Source organism: Streptomyces sp. NPDC005955 (assembly GCF_042871255.1).
In the GTDB taxonomy this organism is placed as follows: Bacteria; Actinomycetota; Actinomycetes; order Streptomycetales; family Streptomycetaceae; genus Streptomyces.
The window spans coordinates 565,272-587,330 of sequence record NZ_JBIAIF010000001.1; the positions used below are offsets into that span (position 1 = coordinate 565,272).

General features: G+C 73.7%; 21 protein-coding genes and 2 pseudogenes. 12 read left to right on the forward strand and 11 right to left on the reverse strand.

Annotation, left to right across the window (positions count from 1 at the left end; genetic code table 11):
• Nucleotides 1–74: 74 nt before the first annotated feature.
• Nucleotides 75–848 carry a TetR family transcriptional regulator gene (locus ACFYOU_RS02400; protein ID WP_391302888.1) on the reverse strand — a complete coding sequence of 258 codons (774 nt, stop codon included), beginning with the start codon at nucleotides 846–848 and terminating at the stop codon, nucleotides 75–77.
• A gap of 107 nt (nucleotides 849–955) precedes the next feature.
• Here ACFYOU_RS02400 and ACFYOU_RS02405 point away from each other — a divergent pair, with 107 nt between their 5' ends.
• Nucleotides 956–1,933, forward strand: coding sequence for an NmrA family NAD(P)-binding protein (locus ACFYOU_RS02405; RefSeq protein WP_391302890.1), 978 nt, complete (start codon nucleotides 956–958; stop codon nucleotides 1,931–1,933).
• A gap of 130 nt (nucleotides 1,934–2,063) precedes the next feature.
• The gene (locus tag ACFYOU_RS02410) at nucleotides 2,064–2,696 is read left to right on the forward strand and encodes a hypothetical protein (protein WP_391302892.1); all 633 of its coding nucleotides are present in this window, start codon (nucleotides 2,064–2,066) and stop codon (nucleotides 2,694–2,696) included.
• Between the two features lie 68 nt (nucleotides 2,697–2,764).
• Here ACFYOU_RS02410 and ACFYOU_RS02415 read toward each other — a convergent pair whose 3' ends face one another.
• The gene (locus tag ACFYOU_RS02415; RefSeq protein ID WP_389761898.1) at nucleotides 2,765–3,046 is read right to left on the reverse strand and encodes a peptidylprolyl isomerase; all 282 of its coding nucleotides are present in this window, start codon (nucleotides 3,044–3,046) and stop codon (nucleotides 2,765–2,767) included.
• Between the two features lie 34 nt (nucleotides 3,047–3,080).
• On the reverse strand, nucleotides 3,081–3,695 hold the full coding sequence (locus ACFYOU_RS02420; RefSeq protein ID WP_391302895.1) for a hypothetical protein: 615 nt from the start codon (nucleotides 3,693–3,695) through the stop codon (nucleotides 3,081–3,083).
• Between ACFYOU_RS02420 and ACFYOU_RS02425 the strand changes: the two genes are divergently transcribed.
• Complete coding sequence (locus tag ACFYOU_RS02425; RefSeq protein ID WP_391302897.1) at nucleotides 3,694–3,906, forward strand: hypothetical protein; 213 nt, start codon at nucleotides 3,694–3,696, stop codon at nucleotides 3,904–3,906. The genes ACFYOU_RS02420 and ACFYOU_RS02425 overlap by 2 nt on opposite strands.
• A 201-nt stretch (nucleotides 3,907–4,107) precedes the next feature.
• Here the strand turns inward: ACFYOU_RS02425 and ACFYOU_RS02430 are convergent, their stop codons facing one another.
• The gene (locus tag ACFYOU_RS02430) at nucleotides 4,108–4,350 is read right to left on the reverse strand and encodes an SCO4848 family membrane protein (protein WP_385486440.1); all 243 of its coding nucleotides are present in this window, start codon (nucleotides 4,348–4,350) and stop codon (nucleotides 4,108–4,110) included.
• A gap of 169 nt (nucleotides 4,351–4,519) precedes the next feature.
• Between ACFYOU_RS02430 and ACFYOU_RS02435 the strand changes: the two genes are divergently transcribed.
• Entirely contained in the window at nucleotides 4,520–5,800 is a 1,281-nt protein-coding gene (locus ACFYOU_RS02435) for a D-alanyl-D-alanine carboxypeptidase family protein (protein WP_391302899.1), read from the forward strand.
• A gap of 17 nt (nucleotides 5,801–5,817) precedes the next feature.
• Here the strand turns inward: ACFYOU_RS02435 and ACFYOU_RS02440 are convergent, their stop codons facing one another.
• A complete protein-coding gene (locus tag ACFYOU_RS02440; RefSeq protein ID WP_391302901.1) occupies nucleotides 5,818–6,762 on the reverse strand; it encodes a YhjD/YihY/BrkB family envelope integrity protein in 945 nt (314 codons plus the stop codon).
• 516 nt (nucleotides 6,763–7,278) lie between these two features.
• On the opposite strand from ACFYOU_RS02440, the gene ACFYOU_RS02445 reads away from it, so the two are divergent.
• Nucleotides 7,279–8,154 carry a hypothetical protein gene (locus tag ACFYOU_RS02445; RefSeq protein ID WP_391302903.1) on the forward strand — a complete coding sequence of 292 codons (876 nt, stop codon included), beginning with the start codon at nucleotides 7,279–7,281 and terminating at the stop codon, nucleotides 8,152–8,154.
• Here the strand turns inward: ACFYOU_RS02445 and ACFYOU_RS02450 are convergent.
• Nucleotides 8,151–8,705 (reverse strand): AAA family ATPase, encoded by a 555-nt coding sequence (locus ACFYOU_RS02450; protein WP_389762194.1) that lies wholly within the window; start codon nucleotides 8,703–8,705, stop codon nucleotides 8,151–8,153. The genes ACFYOU_RS02445 and ACFYOU_RS02450 overlap by 4 nt on opposite strands.
• A gap of 802 nt (nucleotides 8,706–9,507) precedes the next feature.
• Nucleotides 9,508–9,996, reverse strand: a pseudogene (locus tag ACFYOU_RS02455) (phosphatase PAP2 family protein); the annotation flags it as partial.
• A gap of 479 nt (nucleotides 9,997–10,475) precedes the next feature.
• On the opposite strand from ACFYOU_RS02455, the gene ACFYOU_RS02460 reads away from it, so the two are divergent.
• Nucleotides 10,476–11,237 (forward strand): SDR family NAD(P)-dependent oxidoreductase, encoded by a 762-nt coding sequence (locus tag ACFYOU_RS02460; protein WP_389761907.1) that lies wholly within the window; start codon nucleotides 10,476–10,478, stop codon nucleotides 11,235–11,237.
• Between the two features lie 59 nt (nucleotides 11,238–11,296).
• On the opposite strand, the gene ACFYOU_RS02465 is transcribed toward ACFYOU_RS02460, so the two are convergent.
• A complete protein-coding gene (locus ACFYOU_RS02465; protein WP_391302906.1) occupies nucleotides 11,297–11,878 on the reverse strand; it encodes a 2'-5' RNA ligase family protein in 582 nt (193 codons plus the stop codon).
• Nucleotides 11,879–11,988: 110 nt separating this feature from the next.
• A complete protein-coding gene (trpS, locus tag ACFYOU_RS02470) occupies nucleotides 11,989–13,002 on the reverse strand; it encodes a tryptophan--tRNA ligase (protein WP_391302908.1) in 1,014 nt (337 codons plus the stop codon).
• 247 nt (nucleotides 13,003–13,249) lie between these two features.
• On the opposite strand from trpS, the pseudogene ACFYOU_RS02475 reads away from it, so the two are divergent.
• The 3 genes and pseudogenes from ACFYOU_RS02475 to ACFYOU_RS02485 form a co-directional block, all read left to right on the forward strand.
• Nucleotides 13,250–13,813 (forward strand): annotated as a pseudogene (locus ACFYOU_RS02475) (RNA polymerase sigma factor); the annotation flags it as partial.
• 157 nt (nucleotides 13,814–13,970) lie between these two features.
• A complete protein-coding gene (locus ACFYOU_RS02480; protein ID WP_391302910.1) occupies nucleotides 13,971–14,867 on the forward strand; it encodes a hypothetical protein in 897 nt (298 codons plus the stop codon).
• Between the two features lie 107 nt (nucleotides 14,868–14,974).
• Entirely contained in the window at nucleotides 14,975–15,757 is a 783-nt protein-coding gene (locus ACFYOU_RS02485; protein WP_391302912.1) for a hypothetical protein, read from the forward strand.
• A gap of 125 nt (nucleotides 15,758–15,882) precedes the next feature.
• On the opposite strand, the gene glyA is transcribed toward ACFYOU_RS02485, so the two are convergent.
• Nucleotides 15,883–17,157, reverse strand: a complete 1,275-nt coding sequence (gene glyA, locus ACFYOU_RS02490; protein ID WP_389761918.1) for a serine hydroxymethyltransferase — start codon at nucleotides 17,155–17,157, stop codon at nucleotides 15,883–15,885.
• A 277-nt stretch (nucleotides 17,158–17,434) separates the two neighbouring features.
• On the opposite strand from glyA, the gene rocD reads away from it, so the two are divergent.
• Entirely contained in the window at nucleotides 17,435–18,670 is a 1,236-nt protein-coding gene (rocD, locus tag ACFYOU_RS02495) for an ornithine--oxo-acid transaminase (protein WP_389761919.1), read from the forward strand.
• Nucleotides 18,671–19,141: 471 nt separating this feature from the next.
• Here the strand turns inward: rocD and ACFYOU_RS02500 are convergent, their stop codons facing one another.
• The gene (locus tag ACFYOU_RS02500; protein WP_391302913.1) at nucleotides 19,142–20,560 is read right to left on the reverse strand and encodes an aminotransferase class I/II-fold pyridoxal phosphate-dependent enzyme; all 1,419 of its coding nucleotides are present in this window, start codon (nucleotides 20,558–20,560) and stop codon (nucleotides 19,142–19,144) included.
• 154 nt (nucleotides 20,561–20,714) lie between these two features.
• Here ACFYOU_RS02500 and ACFYOU_RS02505 point away from each other — a divergent pair, with 154 nt between their 5' ends.
• Nucleotides 20,715–21,239, forward strand: coding sequence for a carboxymuconolactone decarboxylase family protein (locus ACFYOU_RS02505; RefSeq protein ID WP_391302915.1), 525 nt, complete (start codon nucleotides 20,715–20,717; stop codon nucleotides 21,237–21,239).
• 1 nt (nucleotide 21,240) lies between these two features.
• Nucleotides 21,241–21,999: an isocitrate lyase/phosphoenolpyruvate mutase family protein gene (locus ACFYOU_RS02510; protein WP_391302917.1), complete on the forward strand. Its 759-nt coding sequence runs from the start codon at nucleotides 21,241–21,243 to the stop codon at nucleotides 21,997–21,999.
• The last annotated feature ends 60 nt before the right edge of the window (nucleotides 22,000–22,059 follow it).

Below are 22,059 nucleotides of genomic sequence, written 5' to 3' on the forward strand. Positions count from 1 at the left end.
TCACCGAGCCCCTGAGTTCCCCGAACGCCCGAGAGGTTCCGGGCGATCGGTGTGACCCGCGCTACACCGGAGCGTCACTCCGGTCCCGGGGGCGGCGTCGTCGCCGTGCCGAGGCGACGGCGGTGCGCCCGCTGCCGGCAGGTCGCTCCGCAGTAGCGGGCCGGCCGTCCGGTGCTGCGGGCCGGGAGCCGGTCCCCGCACCACTCGCACCACGACACCGCGTCGAGCAGGCCCGGCACGTCACGAAAAGTCTGTCCTTGCGTGACGGATGCGGGGGTCCGCGGGCTGCGCAGGCCGTCCAGGGCCAGCCGCACCATCCGGGTGGCGCCGTGCCGGTCGGGGTGGGCGGCCCGGATCGCCGCGCACCCCACGGCGAGCGCGGCGACGTCATCGGTGCTGAGGTCGGCACGGACCCCGCCGACCCGCTGGGCCGCACCGAGCAGCGCACCGAGCGCCCGGTGGAACCGTCGGGCCGCCGCGGCCAGGCCGGGGCGCGGCCAGTGCGTCCGGGTGGTCAGGGCCTCGCACACGGGCTGGCGGCCGTGGGACGTCTCGACGACCTCCAGGAGGAAGCCGAGGAGCGCGGCGACGGGTTCGGCGCGGGCGGCCCGCTGCCGCGCGCTGTCCACCAGGGCGTCGATCCGCTGCACCAGCACGGCCTCCAGCAGGATCTCCTTGCTGGGGAAGTGCCGGTACACCGTGCCGGCGCCGACCCCCGCCCGCCGGGCGATCGCACTGAGCGAGACCTCCAGGTCGTGTTCGTCGAACGCCCGTGCAGCGGCGGCGAGCACCTTCCCGCGATTGCGACGGGCATCCGCCCTACCGGCGTCCCGGGGAGCTGCGGTCATGTCACGTAATCCCTTGTCCGTGCCGCTCAACCGGGTGGAGCATTCCACATCACCCCCGGGCCCAACCCCCTCGTGACCACCGACCACCCCGGGGGGTGGAGGACGACATGAGCACGGACCGCTTGATCGTCGTGACCGGTGCGACCGGTCGACAGGGCGGCGCCACCGCACGACGGCTGCTGGCGGCCGGCCGGCCGGTGCGCGCACTGGTACGGGATCCGGCCGCGCCCGCCGCCAGGGCGCTGGAAGCCGCGGGAGCGGAGTTGGTGCGCGGAGACTTCGACGACGGGGCGGGCCTGCCCGCCGCGCTGGCGGGCGCAGCGGGGCTGTTCGTCGTGCCGCCCGTGGCGTTCGGACCGGCCGGCACCGACGTGGAGCGGGAGTTCGCCCGCGGCCGGGCGCTGATCGACGCCGCCGCCGCGGTGGGCGTCGAGCACGTGGTGTTCACGGGCATCGCCTCCACGTCGGGTCGCCGGCTGCCGGGCTCCGAGGGCAAGACGCGCATCGAGGAGCACCTGCGCCGGCGGATCGGGTCGGTGACCGTGTTGCGTCCGGTGCGGTTCATGTCGAACTACCTCGGTGGGACGGGCGTCGGTCTCGACGGGATCGTCCGGGGCGTGCACCGGCACGTCTTCCCGCCGGACGAACCCGTCCAGCTCATCGCGGTGGAGGACGTCGCCGCGTTCGCCGCGCTCGCCTTCGAGCAGCCGGACCGGTTCGCGGGGCGCAGCCTGGAGCTGGCCGGGGACGCCCCCACCCCGACCGAGGCCGCCGCGGCGATCAGCGGGGCGATCGGCGTCCCGGTGCGCTACGAGCAGCTGACCCGCGCCGAGGCCGCCGCGCTCGGCCCCGAGATCGCCCGGGTCCGGGAGCAGTGGGCGGCGGGTTCGCGCTGGCACGCCGACATCGAGGCGCTGCGCGTCATCCGTCCCGGGCTGCGCACGCTGGCGGACTGGCTCGCAGAGTCCGGCGCCGAGCTGCTCCGCGAGGGGGTCCGGGAAGCGTCCTACCCCCTGCCGACCGGCCCTGCCCCTGCCCCTGCCGCTGCCCCTGCCGACCGGCCTGGCCTCTGCCGACCGGCGTAGGAGGACCGGGCGGCGGTGCGATCCCTGTGCCGATCGGCGGATGGGAAGGCGGGGGCGCCCGGAGCGAAGCTGGAGCCGTTCGACCGACCACGGCAGCACAGCCGCCCCCTCCGGACTCCGGGAGTTCGTCATGCGCAGCACCACGATCGGCACCACGGCGACCGGTTCCACGGCGACCGGCGCCGGACCCGACCTCGCCCGACCCGACCTCGCCGCACCGGTCTCCGCCGGTTCCGCTCCCGCAGTCCCGGCCGCCGTGCCCCGAGTGCCCCGGTCCGTGCGGCTGGCGGCGCACGCCGCCGCACTGACCCTGGTGCCGTCGGGGCTGTGGCGCATCGCCATCGCCCTGGGCTGGGACTCCGGCTTCACCGACGAGTACCTCGGGCCGGAGAACTTCCCCGGCCTCGAATCCTGGTACCTCATCGGCCTGAGCCTGTTCGCCGAGGCGATCGGGCTGCTCACCCTGGGTCTGGTCCACCGGTGGGGCGAGGAACTGCCCCGCTGGGTACCGGCCCTGGGCGGCCGGCGGATCCCCGTCCTGGCGGCGGTGGTCCCCGCCTCGCTGGGCGCGGCGCTGGTCACCCTCATCACGGTCGCCGGGGCGTTCGGCTGGAACGACACGGACAACATGAGCGGCCCCGGAGCCCCCGAAGGCGTCCACTACTGGGTGATGACCGCCTGCTACCTGCCCCTACTGGCCTGGGGCCCGCTGCTGGCCGTGGTCACGGTCGCCTACTACCGCCGTCGGCGTCGGAGCGGCTGAGTCCGCGGGGGCGTCGACCCCCGCGGACCGCGCGGCGCCGCCCCGACGACGCGGCCCGTCACTGCGGGTCAGTCCTGGCGGCCGGTGACCTCGATGAGGTGCTGCCCGAACTGGGTCCGCACCGGGCCCTGCACCGTGCCGACCGGGGCGGAGAAGACGACCTGGTCGAACTCGGGGACCATCTGCCCCGGGCCGAACGAGCCGAGGTTGCCGCCGTCGCGCGACGAGGGGCAGGAGGAGTGCTGCCGGGCCAGCTCGGCGAAGTCGGCTCCGCCCTCGATCTGGGTCTTCAACTCCAGCGCCTGGCTCTCGGTCTTGACCAAGATGTGGCGCGCGGTAGCCCTAGCCATGTGTGACACCCTTTCGAATTCCTTGTGAACGCCGTCAAGGGTACGCGTCCGCGCCGAGCGGTCCCGGGCCGCTCCGGGGCTGCTCGGGACCGCTCGGGGCGGGTCTTCGGGCGGGGCCGGCGGGACGGTGGGGCGCGAGCGTCGTGGACGAGGTCCTCACTCCCGCGGGGTGAGTCCCAGCGACGAGACTCGGGCTCCCGCCTCTGGTGGCGCAGGTGGCCGTACACCTCCAGGGCGACCAGGTGCGGGTCGAAGTCGGACCACTGGTGGTCGCCCCGCGGTTGCCGGGGTTCGGCCCGTGCCCAGGCGGCGGCGACGAGGCCGGCCCCGAACAGGCACGCCGCTGCGCCTCGGGGGCCGCGTAACCGGGTACCGGATCGCCGTAGATGAGCCGGAATCCTTCGGGGTCGGCGAGTGCCCGTTCCCGGAACGCCCGGGCCCAGGACAGTACGCGACCGGCCGGATCGTCGTGGGCCGCCGTGTCCCGGGCGGCCTCCAGGGTGTCGATGCGCGATGGTTGCACGTCCCTGATCAGCGTCGTGATCAGGTCGTCGCGCGTCGCGTAGTAGCCGTGGATGGCCCCGGCCGTCACGCCCATGTCGCGGGCGACGGCCCGCAGGGTGATGGCGTCCGGTCCGCTCGCGGCCATGAGCTTGAGGGCGGTCGTCGCGCGTGCACCGCGTGCGTGCCGAAGCGCGGTCGCGGACCTCGCCGACGGCCTGCGCACCGCCGTGACGGTCGGCGGTGTCGCCTCCGCACTGGGCGGGCTCCTCGCCTTCACCCTCCGGGGGCCGCAGCGCGCAGCCGCTCCGCACGTCACCGGAGCGCCGGTGGGGACGGACTCCCGGCTCCCGGGCTGATCGCCCCTGCCGTGCCGGGCGTTGGGGGATCTGACGAACCCTCAGGCGTCGGGGGCGACGGGCCCGCCGTCGTCGCCGGCACCCGTGCGGAACGCCCGGCCGACCGGGGCGCGCCCGCCCGGTCGGTGTGATGCGTGCAACACGCACCCCGCTGCGTACCGTCCCCGCCCGGGGAACCGCACCGTCGCGGGGGCGGGCCGGTCAGGAGCCGGCACGCAGGGCCCGGACGCCACGCAACCCGATCACTCCCACGACCGTCCCCAGAACAAAGGAGACGATCGCGAGCAGCAGGTGGACCCAGAAGTAGCCGGTGGGGTCACCCGCGTCGTCGAAGGCGAGCCCGCTGCCGTCCTTCCACAGATTTTTGGCGAAAGTGATCCAGATGATCCAACTCCACACCCCGAAGGCGAGCAGGAACCAGGACACGGGGCGGCTGAGCTTCATGGGTTCAGTATCGCGACCGGGTCGACGGTCCCCTCGCGCGGGTCGTGCGGAGCGCACGGGTGGTGCGGGACGGGCCGGGCGTACGGGCGGTGCGGGACGTACGGACGGTACGGGGCGTACGGGGCCCTCGCTCACGGGATTCCCAGGAAGGGCCGGTACCTTCTCGTCCGTGTCCGCCTTCCTCTCCCCCACCAGGCGAGTGGCCGCCGTGTTGGTCGCCACCGCCCTGTCCGTGTCCGCCCTGGCCCCCGTCGCGTACGCGGACGAGAAACCGAAGGACAAGAAGGGGGCGGAGAAGGACATACGTCCGCCGAGCGCGATGTCGACGGTGGGCGGCGCGCGGCTCGGCACGCCCGGCACGCAGGTGGACCTGGGCTCGGGCGCGCCCGTCCTGCCCAAGGACCTGTCGGGCCGGTCCTGGATCGTCGCGGACGCCGAGTCGGGTGACGTGCTGGCCGCGCACAACGCGCACTGGCGGCTGGCGCCCGCGAGCACGTTGAAGATGCTGTTCGCGGACACCCTGATGCCGCGGTTCCCCAAGAACCGCACCCACAAGGTGGTGCCGTCCGACCTCGCGGGCATCGGATCGGGGTCGAGCCTGGTCGGCATCAAGGAGGACCAGACCTACACCGTCAACGACCTGTGGCTCGGGGTCTTCCTCCGCTCCGGCAACGACGCCGTACGGGTCCTCGCCGCGATGAACGGCGGCATCCCGCGGACCGTCGCCGACATGCAGCGGCACGCCGAGGAGCTCCAGGCGCTGGACACGAAGGTCGTCTCGCCGGACGGGTACGACGCGGCCGGGCAGGTGTCCTCCGCCTACGACCTCACGCTGATCGCCCGGTCGGGCCTCCAGAAGAAGGACTTCCGCGAGTACGGCGCGACGCTGCGGGCCAAGTTCCCCGGCGAGGCCGTGAAGCCCAAGAAGGGCGAGAAGGCCAAGAAGCGTCCGACGTTCGAGATCCAGAACACCAACCGGCTGCTCAGCGGCGCCTACGGGCTCAAGCCGTACCGGGGCATCGCGGGGGTCAAGAACGGCAACACCACCAACGCGGGCGCCACCTTCACCGGGGTCGCCGAACGCGACGGCCGGGTGCTGCTGGTCACCGTGATGAACCCTTCCTCCAAGGAGCCCCACGCCGTCTACCAGGAGACCGCCCGCCTCCTGGACTGGGGTTTCGCCTCGCACGGCAAGGTCACACCGGTCGGTGAACTGGTCCCGCCGAAGGGCGTGGACCCGACGGACGGCAAGAACGCCGACTCCGCGGCGGGGCAGGCCGGACAATCGGGCTCCGCCGCCCCGTCCGGCAAGGGCGCCACCACCAAGGTCGCGTCCGAGCAGTCCTCCGGCGGCATGGGCATCGCGCTGGGCATCGCGGGCGGCGTCCTGATCCTCCTCGCCGGCGCGGTCTTCCTGATCAACCGCCGCTGGCCCGCCCGGGGCCGCTGAGGACCACCCTCCCGCCCCTACCGGCCCGGCGCCCCGGCGCCGGGCCGTGACGCCGGCGGCCCCGCGGGGTCCTCGTGCGGTCCGGGGTCGTCGTGGGCTCCGGGAGCCGGGGCGGCCGCCCGGCGGATCGCGGTCCAGGCCGCGCAGTAGAGCAGCAGCTTCGCCGTGAAGTTGATCCACAGCATCAGCGCCACCGGCACCCCGAACGCCCCGTACATGCTGCGTCCCGCGACGTCCTTCATGTAACTGCCGATCAGCATCTTCAGCAGTTCGAACCCGGCGGCCCCCAGGAGCCCCGCGATCACCAGGTCGCGGCGGGCGGGCTGCACCCCGGGCAGCAGCGTCAGGACGTACAGCAGGACGAGGAAGTCGGCGAGCACCGCCACCGTGAACGCGAGCGCCTGGAGCACCGCCCCGCCGGCCCCCGACTCCTCGACCCCGACCAGTCGCGCGCCCCAGCCGACGGCCGTGGAGGCGAGCGCGGAGGCCACCAGGGAAACCAGCCCCGCGCCACCGAGTCCGGCCAGCACCCCCGCGTCCTTCACCTTGCGCAGGACGGGGTTCTCCTCGACGTCGGGCACCTTCCACACCGCGCGCAGACAGTCCCGCATCGCGCCGACCCAGCCGATGCCGGTGAACAGCAGCAGGGCTCCCGCGATCAGTCCGACGGTCCCCGCGTTGGCGACGAGTCCGGCGATGTCGAGCTGACCGGAGATGCCCGGCACCTGCTCGGCGATCTTCTCCTCCAGCTTGCGCTGCCCCTCGCTGTCCAGGGTCGCCGCGGCGATCGCCGCGGCAACGGTGATCAGGGGGAACAGGGCCAGGAAGCTCAGGAAGGTCATGGCCGCCGCGAGCCGCGTCCAGGCGACCTCCTCCAACCGTTCGTAGGCGCGCCAGGCGTGGGTGGTCATCAACCGCGCCACACCGGGGCCGATCCAGGGAAGCTTCTTCAGCCAGTCCACGCGGCACCTCCCCGGCCCGTCGTCGGACGCCCCCCGTCCCGTGCCGGCCACCGTCGCCGTACGTCCCCCGCGCCTGCCGCACTCACCGCGCCCACCGCACTCACCGCTCTCCGCCGCGCGTCACCGTCCGGGTCCGGATCGTCCGGAACCCCTCGCGTTCGGGTACCCCGCGAACGCGCCACGGTAGCCACCCGTCGGCCAACCGTGCCCAACGCCGAGCCGTCCGGTGGCCCGTGGGGCTGCTGATGACTCCCGCAAAGGGAGTTTCCCGTGCGATTCCCCCCACCGCGAAAGCGACACGAGTACGGGGAGATTCGGCCCGGCAGCGGGTAGGTTGCCGTTCCGATTACGGAGCGGATAACAGGAGTCCCGGTGAGTGCATCGGAAGATCAAACAGCACGGAACGAGGGACGTCGGGCTTCCTCGCCCACGGACGGCAGTTCGAGCGGACCGCCGACGGAAACTCCCGCCCCCAGCAGCGGCCCTGACGGGCCAGCGGGAGCCCCAACGAATCGGATGAGCCAGATCATGGACGTTGCGGTTCCCGAAGCGGCCGACAAGGGGACGCGATGGGCGACGAAAAGGATGATCTTAATCACCTTGGGCGTTGTTCTCGTCGCCATTTTAGGGGCCGTGATCACACTGGATATCGAGCTTCGCTTCGCCGACTCCCGCGCGAAGGCGGAGGACGCCGCGGGCGACAAGGTCGACGCCGCGAAGGAACCCTTCCTCGCCAAGGTCACGCCCGTGCTCAGCAATAAGGCCCCCCACAACTCTTGGGTGCTTGACCGGAAACTCGCCAACGAGGAACGGGGGGAGCTGAACCAGTTCGACGGAGAAACCGTCAGGGAAGCATCGAGCTTGTTCAGGAAGTTCGGCGCGCGAAGAATCCTCGGCGAAGCCGCCGAATACAAGCTCCAGCTGACGAGCGAGCGGAAGAACCCTGTCGTGGTCACCAAGATAGAAGCCGAAGCGACTCGCTGCTGGGAGCCCACGACGGCGAAGACCTGGGCGACGGACGGCGCGGGCGGAGTGGAACAGTGGAAAACCATCTACTTCGACCTCAAGGAGAGGGTGAAGGTGACCGCCACGACGACAGATGGCAACCTAGACGATCCTCAAATGGTTCCCTTTGACGACGCCATCTCGATCGGCATGCAACAGACCCCCGGATTCATCAAGTTCAGCGTCAAATCCGAAAAGTCCTGCGAGTACAGGCTCATCCTCTCCTACAACGTGAACTCCGGAAGAACCCAGACGCGCACCATCTCCAAGGGCGAGGACGGAAAGAACCTCCTCTTCGAAGCCAGCCCGCGAGGAAGCTACGAAGTGGTGCGCCCGGAATGGGGGAAGTGGACCTTCACTCCCTCAGCGCCGAAGACGGTCCCCTAGGACCGCCCGGTGGAGTGCTGCCCGATCCAGCCGGTGGCGGCCAGCACGTCACCCGCGATGTCCACGACGGGCCGCCCGTCGGTCGCCACCCGCACCGTGTCCGCGGGTGCCCGCTCCTCCAGGAGCCGTGCCTTGCGGGCGCTGCCCTTCAGCTCCTTCTCCAACTCCGAGCCGAGTTCCCGGCCCGCCAGCCGCTCGCCGGTGGTGGCGTCGGAGGCGGTGAGCAGCACGCGTACCGTCCGCACGCCCGTCCCCATGGCGCGCGCGAACATGCCCGCCGCCTCGGGCAGCACGCTCACGGTGTTCGTGTAGATCAGGCGGCGGTAGCCGAGCCGGGCGAAGTTCGCCCAGACCGCCGTCAGATTGCGCTCCGTGATCTCCGAGCGGCGGGGGTCCCCCTCCGGTGCCGGATGCACCTGGCCCATGAAGTCACCCTCCACGATCGCGTGCGGGACCGCCGCAGCGCGCAGCCGCGCCGAAACCTCCCACCCCACCGTCGTCTTGCCGACCCCGGCACGCCCACCGATGAGCAGCACTTCCGGATGATCCAGATGATCCATGGGAGGCAGCGTGCCAGCCCCCGACCGCGTCACGCGATCCGATTTCGCTCCGCGGCCACGGCCCTGGTCCTGGCCCATCGGCAAGATCGCGATCCACCACCGGAGCACCAGCGGCCGGCGACCCGACGCATCAGTGCGCGCGCCCGTCGGGCGACGCGCGGGGCCCGGGCGGCGAGCGCCCGGGCCCCTGTCCGGCACGGCGTCGGGCCGACGGACCGTCAGCCGGCCCGGCGCACCGCGTCGAGCGCGCTCATCGCATGCGGGCCATGCACGCACCCGTCACCGGACCGGCGACGGGGCCGAGCAGCGCGCCCAGCACGGGCACCAGCACCGCACAGGCCAGCAGTCGCGGCGCGGTCCTGCGGGCCGGCCGGCGGCGCCGCGGCACCGCGCCGGTCGTCCGGGTCCTCGGTACGGCCCGACCCGGCAGGTCCGCCGTCCGCACCCGCGTCACGGCGGCGGACGCCACCGCCGTGACCGCCTCCGGCACGGTGACCGGCCGCGGTACCGAAGGCGCGGGCGCCGTCCGCGGTACCGGAGGTGCCGTCGGCGTCCTGCGCGACTGCGGCGCCGCGGCGACCGCCTGTGAGACCTCCCGGGCCGCGTCCAACAGCCGTACCGCCTGCGAGACCTCCCGCGCGGCGTCCATCCAGCGGGCCGCCCGCGACACGACCGACGCACCGGCGCGCGAGGCCACCGCCGCGCCCGCTTCCGAGGCGCCCCGGACCGCCGCGGTGACCGGAGCGGACGTGAGCGCCGCCGACATCGGGCCCGCCGTCACCAGCGCCCGGAACATCCAGGGCGCGCCCAACTTCGCGGTGACCGCGCCCAGCGCGGCGCCCGCCACCACGTCCGTCGGGTAGTGCACGCCGACCACCATCCGCGACACGCACATGGCCGCCGCGAGGGGCGGCAGCACCACGGCGCCGGTCGGCGAGAAGGCGCCGAAGGCGACCGCGGCGGCTGCCGCGGCCGTCGCGTGCGAACTGGGAAAGGAGTGCCGCCCGGAGGTCCACACCAGCGGCGCGGCCTCGCCCGGGCGAGGCCTCCGCACCACGATCTTGATTCCCATGCTCACCGCGTGCGCCGCGAACGTCACCGTGGTGCCGCGGAGCCAAGCTCCCTTCCGCTCCTTGTCCACCGCGGCTCCCACCAGCCCGGCGGCGAGCCACAACGCGCCGTGCTCGCCACTCCAGGACAACAACCGCGCGGCCGTCAACACTGGCGGGAACTGCCCGCAATCACGCAGTGCCGACAACAACCGCTGATCCAACTCTTGCACAGGGTCCCCAGCTTTGTTCCTACATCTGACGCCCCTACGCAACAGGCAAAGAGGGCGACCCTATTGGAGGACACTCCACCAGTCGCCCATTCCAGTGAGCCGCGCTCGAAAGTTACCCAAAGCTCACATTACGTACCGATACGGTCGCATTTGCGCCCCGCTATTCTCCCCCGGCCACCGCACCGCTTCGTCCCCCACCCACCCCACCCCGCGGGACCGCGTCGCACCGACCCGATCGCGTCAGGACCGCTGGCTGACGGCCCGTGACCGGCCCATCCACGTCTCCTTCCCCACTCGACGGGCCGTCACACCTGACGTTCCGTCCGCCGCCCCGACCGCCCCTCCCCACCGCGCCGACCGCCCCGGAACGTTTCCCCCTCGACTCGACCGCCCGTTCGAGCCGTCCCGGTCATCCGGCACGCCCGGAACCGGCCCCGACCGCCCACCGTCCCGCCCGCGCCCATCGGAGTGTGGTTCCCATGAAGGACGCCCCCGGCCTCCCCCAGTCCCTGTTGATCCTCGGCGGCACCTCCGAGATCGCCCTCGCCACGGCCCGACGGCTCATCACCCGCCGCACCCACACGGTGTGGCTGGCCGGCCGCCCCTCGCCCCGTCTGGAGGCCGCCGCCGAGCACTTGCGCGGGCTCGGCGCCGACACCCGGACCGTCGCCTTCGACGCCCTCGACCCCGCCGACCACGAGTCGGCGCTCGGCAAGGTCTTCGCGGAGGGGGACGTCGACACGGTGCTGCTGGCCTTCGGCCTCACCGGCGACCAGGCCCGGGACGAGAGCGACCCGGTGGCCGCCGCCACCATCGCCGCCACCAACTACACCGGCGCGGTCTCCGCGGGCCTCGTCTGCGCCCAGGCGCTCCAGAACCAGGGCCACGGCTCGCTGGTGGTGCTGTCCTCGGTCGCCGCCGAGCGGGCCCGGCGCACCGACTTCATCTACGGTTCCAGCAAGGCCGGGCTCGACACCTTCGTGCAGGGCCTCGGCGACGCCCTCCACGGCACCGGCGTGCACGTGGTGCTGGTCCGCCCCGGTCGGGTGCGCGTCGCAGGGGCCCCGGGGACGCGGGCGGAGCGGACCGCGCTGTCGACCACCCCGGAGGCCGTCGCGACCGCGATCGAGGCGGCGTTGCGCCGGGGCGCGGAATCGGTCTGGGTGCCCGGCGCGCTGCGCCTGGTGATGTCGGCGCTGCGCCACCTACCGCGCGCCGTCTTCCGCCGGCTCGCTCTCTGACCCCACTGACCCCACTGAGCCCCCGGGTCGGCTGGGGCTGGCGCCCCCGCCCGGTGGTGTCACCGGGTCGGGAGCGTCCCGCGGGTGTGGGGGGCGGCCGGCTGCTGGGGCACCGTCGGACCGCCGAAGGCGAAGTCGCGGAGCTTGCGCCACACCTGGTCGGCACCCTGCTCGTAGAGCGAGAAGTCGGTGACCGCCCACTGGGCCTCGTAGTCGGACAGCTCCTCGTGGGCCCGGTCCATGGCGGCCTCGTCGATGCCGTGCGCGACGGTGACGTGCGGGTGGTACGGGAAGTGCAGTTCGCGGGCCAGCGGGCCCGACTCGTCCCGTACCCGCTTCTGGAGCCAGGCACAGGCCGAGGCGCCCTCGACGACCTGCACGAAGACCACCGGGGAGAGCGGCCGGAAGGTGCCCGTCCCCGACAACCGCAGGGGGAAGGGCCGGGCCGCGGACGCCACCCGCCCCAGGTACGCCTCGATCGCGGTCAACGCGGAGCCGTCGACCTCGGTCGGGGGGAGCAGCGTCACATGGGTGGGAATGCAGTGCGCCACGGGGTCCCCGAAGCCCGCACGCCGCTCCTGGAGCAGGCTGCCATGGGGCTCCGGGACCGCGATCGACACACCGATCGTTACGGTCCCCACGTCAGTCTCCCGTCGTCGTGGCTGGGCATGGCTGGTCACTGGTGCGTTCGTCGCGGTGGGTCGCTCCCGGGCGGCCCGGGGACGACCCCGGGTGCCGCAGGAGGACCGCTTCAGTGCTTGGCGGGGAGGAGCCCCACCTTGTCGTACGCCTGCGACAGGGTCTCCGCCGCCACGGCCCGTGCTTTCTCCGCTCCCTTGGCGAGGATCGAGTCCAGCGTCTCGGGGTCGTCCAGGTACTGCTGGGTGCGCTCGCGGAACGGGGTGACGAAGTCGACCACGATCTCGGCGAGGTCGGTCTTCAGCGCACCGTACCCCTTGCCCTCGTAGCGCTGCTCCAGCTCGCCGACGCCCGCCCCGGTGAGGGTCGAGTAGATGGTGAGGAGGTTGCTCACGCCGGGCTTTTCCACGAGGTCGTAGCGGACCACGGTGTCCGTGTCGGTGACGGCGCTCTTGACCTTCTTGGCGGTCGCCCTGGGCTCGTCGAGGAGGTTGATGAGGCCCTTCGGCGCGGACGCCGACTTGCTCATCTTGATCGACGGCTCCTGGAGGTCGTAGATCTTGGCCGTCTCCTTGAGGATGTACGGGGCCGGCACCGTGAAGGTGTCGCCGTACCGCCCGTTGAAGCGCTCGGCAAGATCACGTGTCAGCTCGATGTGCTGACGCTGGTCCTCGCCGACCGGCACCTCGTTGGCCTGGTAGAGCAGGATGTCCGCGACCTGGAGGATCGGGTACGCGAAGAGCCCGACGCTGGTGCGGTCGGTGCCCTGCTTGGCCGACTTGTCCTTGAACTGGGTCATCCGGGCCGCCTCGCCGAAGCCGGTCAGGCAGTTCATGATCCAGGCGAGCTGGGTGTGCTCCGGCACGTGGCTCTGCACGAAGAGGGTGCACCGCTCGGGGTCGAGCCCGGCGGCGAGGAGCTGCGCCGCGGCGAGCCGGGTGCGGGCCCGCAGTTCCTTCGGATCCGGCTGGATCGTGAGCGCGTGCAGGTCGACGACCATGTAGAACGCGTCGTGGGACTCCTGGAGGGCCACCCACTGGCGCACGGCGCCGAGGTAGTTGCCGAGGTGGAACGAGCCCGACGTGGGCTGGATTCCCGAGAGCACGCGAGGACGATCTGAGGCCATGCTCAGCATTCTCTCAGGTGTCCGCGACGGCGGGGGAACCGATCCGGTAGAGCGTCGCCGTCCGGTTCCGTTCCGGTGCCCCGTACACCCCCCGTGCCGCCCGTCCGGACGGTGTCACAACGGTATCCGGCCGGCGCACGGTCGGTATCCGGCCGGCCTGCGGGTCGTGGACGCCCGGGGCGCGTCGAAGCGGGAACCCTCCGGTGTCCCGCGGTGTAGCAAGGACGTGAGCACGACGCGGGAGGGGATGCGCATCGCCGAGGGCGGGCGCGCGCCGGACGAGCGCGCAGTGATCGCGCGGGTGCGTTCGGGGGATCCGGGGGCGTACGCCGAGCTCGTGCGCGCGCACACGCCGATCGCCCTGCGCGCGGCCCGGGCCCTGGGTGCCGGGGCCGACGCGGAGGACGTGGTGCAACAGGCGTTCCTGAAGGCGTACTACTCCCTGGACCGGTTCGACGCGGGGCGGGCGTTCCGGCCGTGGCTGCTGCGCATCGTGACCAATGAGACGAACAACACAGTGCGCGGCGCGGTCCGTCGGCGCCTCGTCCACGACGGCGAGTCGGCGCTGTCGACGGCGGCGCCCCCGGTACCGGAGTCGGCGGACCCGGCCGCCGCCGCGCTGTCGAGCGAACGCAACCGGGCCCTGCGGGCGGCGGTGCGCCAGCTCAGCGATCCGCACCGGCTGGTCGTGACGTACCGCTACCTGCTGGAGATGGACGAGGCCGAGACCGCCGAGGCGCTGGGCTGGCCGCGGGGGACGGTGAAGTCCCGCCTGGCGCGCGCCCTGCGCAAACTCGGCCGGCTGCTGCCGCCGGACCTGTCCGAGGGCGACCGCCCCGCCGCCGATCAGCAGCCGGACGCACGGAAGGATCAGCGAACGGATCGGCAGGCGGATCGGCAGGCAGACCAACGGACGGACCAGCGGGCTGACCGGGCGCGTCGGAACGGGCCGGAGGGGGGTGGGGCGCGTGCGTGAACGGCACGGGGCGGAGGGCGCCAGCGGGGCTGACGCGTCCGGTGGGAACGCCGGCGGGGACGTGCGCCCGGACCTGGCCCGGGAGCTGCGGGAGCTGGGCCGGTCGTACGACCGGGCGGAGCCCGAGCGGGCGGCGGACGCCGAGGACATGGCCGCCCGCGTCCTCGCCGACCTCCTGGCAGGAGGCGTGCACGGCGCGGGCGCCCCGGAGCGTGCGCCCGCGCGGGCCGGATGGCCCGGGTGGCCCGGCAGGCTCGGCCACCGGCTGCGGACCCGCTGGCGGGCGGTCTGCGCCGCGCTGTGCGGACTGCTCGCGGTCGCCGTGCTGACGCCGCCGGTGCGGGCGGCCGTCAACGACTGGTTCGACTTCGGCGGGGTCACCGTCGATCACGCGCCCTCGGCTCCGGCGGTGCCGTCGGAGCCGGTCCCCGGATGCGGCGCGGCGATGTCGCTCCGCACCGCCGCGGAACGCGCCCGCTTCACGCCCGTCGTCCCCGAGGCGCTGGGCCGCCCGGACGGCGTCCAGGTCGCGAAGGCGCCCCGCGGCAGCTTCCGGATCAGCCTCTGCTGGGTCACCGACGAGGGCACGATCCGGCTGGACGAGTTCCCCTCCTCGCTCAACTCGGGCTTCCTCAAGACGGTCACCGACCAGCCCGAGGCGCTCCGGCTGCGCCGGGCGGACGGTGCGACGGGACAGGAACCCGCGTTGTGGTTCCGGGCACCCCACCGGCTGACGTTCTGGTTGGGCGACGGCTCCGAGGACCAGTGGGTCCGCGCCGAGCGGATCGCGGGGCCCACCCTGTTGTGGTCGACGGACGGGATGACCCTGCGGCTGGAGGGCGTCGCCTCCCGGGCCCGGGCGCTGCGCATCGCCGAGTCGGTGCAGTAGCCGGCCCGCAGACCCGTCCGCGTGGAACGGGAACCCCCGGCGCCCCGGCGGTGTACCCCAGACGGGTCCGTGCGGACGGCCGCGCGGCGGAACGGACGGGGAAGCTGATGAACGGGGTGCACGGGACACGGAAGTGGCGGGGGCCGAGTCGGGGGCGGCTGCCCCGGGGGGTCTCCGCGGCGCGGTCGCGGGCGGGAGCCTTCCTCGCGGCGGCCGTGGCGGCGCTGGCCCTGCTGTTCGGGCCGGGGGTGTCACCGGCGGCAGCGGGCGGAGACACCAGCGTGCTGCTGGTCGCCCTGCGCTCTTCGCAGGCGACGGCCCTGCTCGCGGGGGACGAACGGTACGGGGAACTGCTGGGCCTGCTGCCGCAGTCGATCGACCGCGGCCGGGAACGTCCCGTGTCCGAGGCGGAGTTGGAGGAAGCCCGGCAGATCACCGCCACCTGGATGGCGCACGAGGTGTCCGCCTGGCGCATCGACCGGGTCCACGTCCTACCGGCCGACCGCCGGGGCGGCGCCCCGGACGTGTGGATCGAGACGGGTTGGGACGGCTCCCTCACGCACGCCCAGTGGCACCGGGCGGTGTACCCGACGGAACTGCTGGAGGTGCTGAAGTCCCTGGGACTGCTGGGGCGAACGGCCGACGCCGACGCGACGACCGGCCCGACGACCGCCACCGGGGAGGGCGCGCGGACGGCTCCGGTGGCCGCGGTCGGCCCGGGGGCGGCGCGCCCCTGGTGGTGGGCCGGCGCGGGGGTGGCCGTGGGGGCGCCGTTGGCGCTGCTGCTGCGCTCGTTCGCCGGGCGGCTGCGCACCTCCCCGGCGACCGGTGGCACCGCTGCCGGGGCCCGGGGCGAGCGGGAGCCCCGGCAGGAACTGCGGGACCGGTGAGCCGCGCCGGCCCGCCGAGGACCTGGGCCCGCTGAAGGGCCGGGCCCGCTGAAGGGCCGGTCCGCTGAGGGCCGCGGGCGGGCCGGTCGGCCGTCGGGGGGTGGCCGACCGGCCCGCCCGGCTGCTCAGTCGCCGGTGGGCAGCCCGGGGGCCGGGTGGGCGGCCATCAGCTCCGCCACCTCGGCACGGATGGTGGTGAGCGTCTGCTCGTCGCCGGTGCGGGCCGCGGTGACGGCCCGGTCGATCCAGGCGGCGACGGTCGGCATGTGCTCCGGGGTGAGGCCGCGGGAGGTGAGCGACGGGGTGCCGATGCGGATGCCGGAGGGGTCGAAGGGCTTGCGGGGGTCGAAGGGCACGGTGTTGTAGTTGACGACGATCCCGGCCCGGTCCAGGGCCCGCGCGGCGAGCTTGCCGGGGACGTCCTTCGCGGTCAGGTCGATCAGGATCAGATGGTTGTCCGTGCCGCCGGAGACCAGGTCGTGGCCGTGGGCGAGCAGCGCTTCGGCGAGGGCCCGGGCGTTCGCGACGACGGCGTGCGCGTAGCTGCGGAACGCGGGCTGGGCCGCCTCGTGCAGGGCGACCGCGATGGCGGCGGTGGTGTGGTTGTGGGGGCCGCCCTGGAGGCCGGGGAAGACCGCCTTGTCGAGGGCCTTGGCGTGCTCCGCGCGGGACATCAGCATGGCGCCCCGGGGGCCGCGGAGGGTCTTGTGGGTGGTGGTCGAGATGACGTCCGCGTAGGGGGCGGGCGAGGGGTGGGCGCCGCCCGCGATCAGCCCGGCGATGTGGGCGATGTCGGCGACGAGGAGGGCACCGCTCTCCTCGGCGATCTCGGCGAACGCGGCGAAGTCGATGGTGCGGGGCAGCGCGGTGCCGCCGCACCAGATCAGCTTGGGGCGTTCCTTGAGCGCGAGGTCGCGGACCTGGTCGAAGTCGATGCGGCCGGTGTCCTGGCGGACCCCGTACTGAACGCCGCGGAACCAGGTGCCGGTGGCCGAGACGCCCCAGCCGTGGGTGAGGTGACCGCCCATCGGCAGCGCCATGCCCATGACCGGGTCACCGGGCTCGGCGAAGGCGAGGTACACGGCGAGGTTCGCGGGGGAACCCGAGTAGGGCTGGACGTTGGCGTGGTCGACGCCGAACAGGGCGGTGGCCCGGTCGGTGGCGAGGCGCTCCACCTGGTCGATGACCTGCTGGCCCTCGTAGTAGCGGCGGCCGGGGTAGCCCTCGCTGTACTTGTTCTGGAGGACGGTGCCGGTGGCTTCGAGGACGGCGCCGGAGACGTAGTTCTCGCTGGGGATCAGCCGCAGCGTGTCGGCCTGGAGCTGTTCCTCGGCGGCGATGAGCCCGGCGAGTTCCGGGTCGGTGGCGGTGAGGGCGGGATGGGGCAACGGGAGCGGCATGGCGTCCTCCGGGCGAGCGGTCGTATCCGTCGTGGTCCCGGGGTGCCCAGGCGGACGACACCTCGTGCGGCGGGGCACGGCGCCCCGACCGGGCCCGGCTCCCCCAGGGTTGGTTCCCTGTTCGCCAGTCGCCGTGCCCGGAGCCAGCGTAGCGGGTGGCGGACACGTGTCGACCGGGGAGGTTTGACCGGCTGCGATCCGCGCGACGATAGAAGAACGCCCGGTCGACAGGGAAGAAGCGGCAGGAAGGGGTGCCACCGCGCCCGCCGGCCGCAGGATGAACGGAGAACCCGTGTCCAGCACCGAAAGTCCGACAGCCCGGTTCCTCGCCTCGGCGGAGGCGCACAGTGCCCACACCTACCACCCGTTGCCCGTGGTGATCGCCACCGCCGAGGGCGCCTGGATGACCGACGTCGAGGGGCGGCGCTACCTGGATCTGCTCGCCGGGTACTCGGCGCTGAACTTCGGCCACGGCAACCGGCGGCTGATCGACGCCGCCAAGGCCCAGCTGGACCGGGTGACCCTCACCTCGCGGGCCTTCCACCACGATCTGTTCGGGCGGTTCTGCGCCGAGCTGGCCGCGCTGTGCGGGATGGAGACGGTGCTGCCGATGAACACGGGCGCCGAGGCGGTGGAGACGGCGGTGAAGACGGCCCGCAAGTGGGGCTACCGGGTGAAGGGCGTGCCCGACAACATGGCGAAGATCGTGGTGGCCGCGGACAACTTCCACGGCCGGACGACGACCATCGTGAGCTTCTCCACCGACCCCGATGCCCGGGCGGACTTCGGGCCGTACACGCCGGGCTTCGAGATCGTGCCGTACGGGGACGCGACGGCGATGCGGAACGCGCTGACGGAGAACACGGTCGCGGTGCTGATCGAACCGATCCAGGGCGAGGCCGGGGTGCTGGTGCCGCCGGCCGGGTACCTGCCGGCGGTGCGGGAGCTGACCCGGGAGCGGAACGTGCTGCTCATCGCGGACGAGATCCAGTCGGGTCTGGGGCGGACCGGGCGGACCTTCGCCTGTGAGCACGAGGGCGTGGTCCCGGACGTCTACCTGTTGGGGAAGGCGCTGGGCGGCGGGGTGGTGCCGGTGTCGGCGGTCGTGTCCAGCGAAGCGGTGCTCGGGGTGTTCCGGCCGGGCGAGCACGGGTCGACGTTCGGGGGGAACCCGCTGGCCTGCGCGGTGGCCCTGGAGGTGATCGCGATGCTGCGGACGGGTGAGTACCAGCAGCGGGCCGCGGAGTTGGGCGGGCACCTGCACCGGGAGCTGGCGGCGCTGGCCGGGGAGCCGGGCAGCGGGGTGCGGACGGTCCGGGGGCGCGGGCTGTGGGCGGGCGTCGACGTCGACCCGGCGCGGGGCACCGGGCGGGAGATCTCCGAACGGCTGCTGGCGAAGGGTGTCCTGGTCAAGGACACTCATGGGTCGACCATTCGGATCGCCCCGCCGTTGGTCATCGCGGAGAAGGATCTCGACTGGGGCTTGGAGCGGCTGCGGGAGGTCGTCGGCTAGGGACCGCGCTGTCCCGTGCGGGTGCGCTGGTGTTTCGCGCAGTTCCCCGCGCCCCCTATCGGGGCGCCCCGGCAGGCGTGCGCTGTCCCGTGCGGGTGCGCGGGGGTTGCTCGCGCAGTTCCCCGCGCCCCTTATCGGGACGGCCTGGCGAACGTGCGCTGTCCTGTGCGGGTGCGCTGGTGATTTGCGCAGTTCCCCGCGCCCCTTATCGGGGCGGGCTGGTGGGTGGGGGCTGTTCTGGGCGGGTGCGTCGTGGGTGTTGCGGAGTTCCCCGCGCCCCCTATCGGGGCGGGCTGGTGGGTGGGGGGTGCGATGGCGCGGCGTGCCCCGATAGGGGCGCGGGGAACTGCGCACGACACCAGCGCACCCGCACGGGACAGCGCACGCCCACCAGGTCGCACCACCAAGGGGCGCGGGGAACTGCGCGAGCAACCCCCACGCACCCGCACGGGACGAACGGACTCCGGGAGGTCAGGGCAGCACCGCGCACAGAGCGTCCAGCGTGCCCGGCCAAGCACTGTCGGAGGGGATCCCGTAACCGACGACGAGGGCGTCCGGCTGCCGGTGGGTCACGGCCTCCGGATGCCGGAACATGCCGAGCCCGCAGAGGGAGAGCCCCTGCCGAGCCGCGGCCTGGAGGACGGACCGCTCCGTGCCCGGCGGCAGTTCGAGCACGGCGTGCAACCCTGCGGCGATCCCGGTGACCTTGACGTCGGGGGCCCGCTCGGCGAGCGCGGCGACGAGCTGGTCCCGCCGACGGCGGTAGCGCAACCGCATCGCGCGCACGTGCCGGTCGTAGGCGCCGGAGGCGAGGAACTCCGCGAGGGTGAGCTGGTCGAGCGCCCCGCACGCCCAGCCGGGCCCCTTGTCCGCGGTGACCTCGGCGACGAGCCGCCCGGGCAGCACCATCCAGCCGAGCCGCAGCCCGGGCGCGAGGGACTTGCTGGCCGAGCCGAGGTAGACCACCCGGTCGGGGTCGAGGTCCTGGAGCGCTCCCAGGGGCTGCCGGTCGTAGCGGAACTCGCCGTCGAAGTCGTCCTCCAGGACCAGTGAGCCGGTCCGCCGGGCCCAACCGAGGGCGGCGGCCCGGCCCTCGGGCGACAGCGGGAGCCCCATGGGGAACTGGTGGCCCGGGGTGAGCAGCACCGCGCCGGGCGCGAGGGCGTCCAGCGCACCGGTGTCGGTGCCCCGCGGCCCCCAGGGCAGGGCGGGGGTGCGCAGCCCCGCGTCGGTGAGCAGGTCCCGGTGGAAGTCGAGCCCGTAGGACTCCACGGCCACCTCCCGCACGCCCCGCCGCGCCAGCAGCCGCCCCAGGACGAGCAGGGCCTGCGCGAAGCCCGCGGTGACGACGACGTGGTCGGGGTGGGTGCGCACGCCCCGCACCCGGGCGAGGTACCCGGCGAGGGCCTGCCGCAGTTCGGGACGGCCCCGCGGATCCCCGTAACCGAGGGCGTCGTGCGGGGCCCGGGCCAGGGCGCGGCGGGCGGCCCGTAGCCACTCGGCCCGGGGGAAGGCGGACAGGTCGGGGGTGCCCGGCTGGAGGGTGAACTCGGGGCGCCCGGGGACGCGGCGGCCCCGGGCGGGCGTCTCGGGGCGGGGTACGGCCCGGTCGGCGACCCGGGTGCCCGAGCCCTGGCGGGCGGTGAGCCAGCCCTCGGCGACGAGGTCGGCGTACGCGTCGGCGACGGTGTTGCGGGCGATGCCGAGGTCCGCGGCGAGGGTCCGGGAGGAGGGCAGCCGGGTGCCCGGGGTGAGGCGACCGCCGCGGACGGCTTCGCGCAGGGCGCTGGTGAGGCCCTTGCGCAGTCCGCCGGGGCCGGCCGGGTCGATGTGCAGGTCGATGCCGAGCCCGCCGCCGCGCGCCCTCCCCGCCCCCGGGTCCGTACCCATTCCCGTCCCTCCCGTTCCTCCCGTCGGTCCGTCGCGGTCGCCTCGTCGCGTCGCGCCGCGCCGCGCCGGGCCAAGCCGGCACGAAAAGTGGCCCAAGATCCCGGACGCCGAATGGACCCTACTCCTGGGCTGCTCCGTCCCTAGGCTCGTCCTCATGACGACGACACAGAACGACGCGCCGACCGCAGCCACCGTCACCGAGTACGCGCCCGAGGAGCCCGCCCGACTGCGGTGGGGGACGCACTCCCCCGAGGTCTTCAAGACGATGATCAAGCTGACCGCGGCCTCCGCGAAGGGCGTGGACCCCGTCGTGCTGGAGCTGGTGAAGATCAGGGCCTCCCAGCTCAACCAGTGCGCGGTCTGCCTCGACATGCACGCCAAGGACGCCCTGGTCGCCGGGGAGACCCCGGAGCGGCTGGTCCAGCTGAGCGCCTGGCGGGAGTCGCGGCACTTCTACACGGAGAAGGAGTTGGCGGCGCTGGAACTGGCCGAGGCGGTCACCGACCTCCGGGACGGCGTGCCGGACGAGGTGTTCGCGAAGGCCGCGGCCCATTTCGAGGAGGTCGAGCTGTCCCAGCTGATCGCGTCCATCGCCGTGATCAACACCTGGAACCGACTCAACGTCACCGCTCGGGTGGCGCCCGGCCACTACACGCCCGGCCAGTACAAGGGTGTCTGAGGTGGCGACGACGCAGCGCCCGGTGGACGTCTTCCGGGCCCTCCACCACGGCCGCTCCCCCGACGACCCGCTGGTCCTCCCGGGCCCCTGGGACGCGGCCAGCGCCCGGGCCCTGGTCACCGCGGGCTTCCCGGCGCTGGCCACCCCCAGCGCCGGGATCGCGGCGAGCCTCGGTTACGAGGACGGCAGCACCCCGCCCGCCGAGATGTTCGCGGCGGTGGCCCGGATCGTCCGCGCGGTACGGCCCCTGGGTGCTCCGCCCGTCTCGGCGGACGTCGAGGGCGGCTACGGACTGCCGCCCGCCGAGCTGGTCGAACGGCTCCTGGAGACCGGGGTCGTGGGCTGCAACCTGGAGGACACCGGCCCGGACGGCACCCTCAGGGACCCCCGGCAGCACGCCGACTGGCTGGCCGAGGTCCGGGCGGCGGCGGGCGACCGGCTGTTCCTCAACGCCCGGGTGGACACCTTCGTCCGGGGCGTCCGGGACCCCGCGGCGGCGGTGGACCGGGCCCGGGCGTACGTCGCGGCCGGCGCGGACTGCGTGTACCCGATCCTGGCCCCCCGCTCGGCGATTGCAGTGCTGCGGGCGGGTGTTGACGGACCGTTGAACGTGGTCGCGGAGGTCAGCGGCCCCGCTCACGCCCTGCGGGGGTCGCTGCGGGAGCTGGGCGGACTCGGCGCCACCCGGATCACCTTCGGTCCGGGGCTGCTGCACCGGGCGACCGCCGCGCTGGGCGACCTGGCGACGCAGCTGCGCTGACCGGGGAGGGGTTGGGGTCGGGCTGCGGCGCGCGGGGCGTGGGAGTCTGGAGGTGCCCCT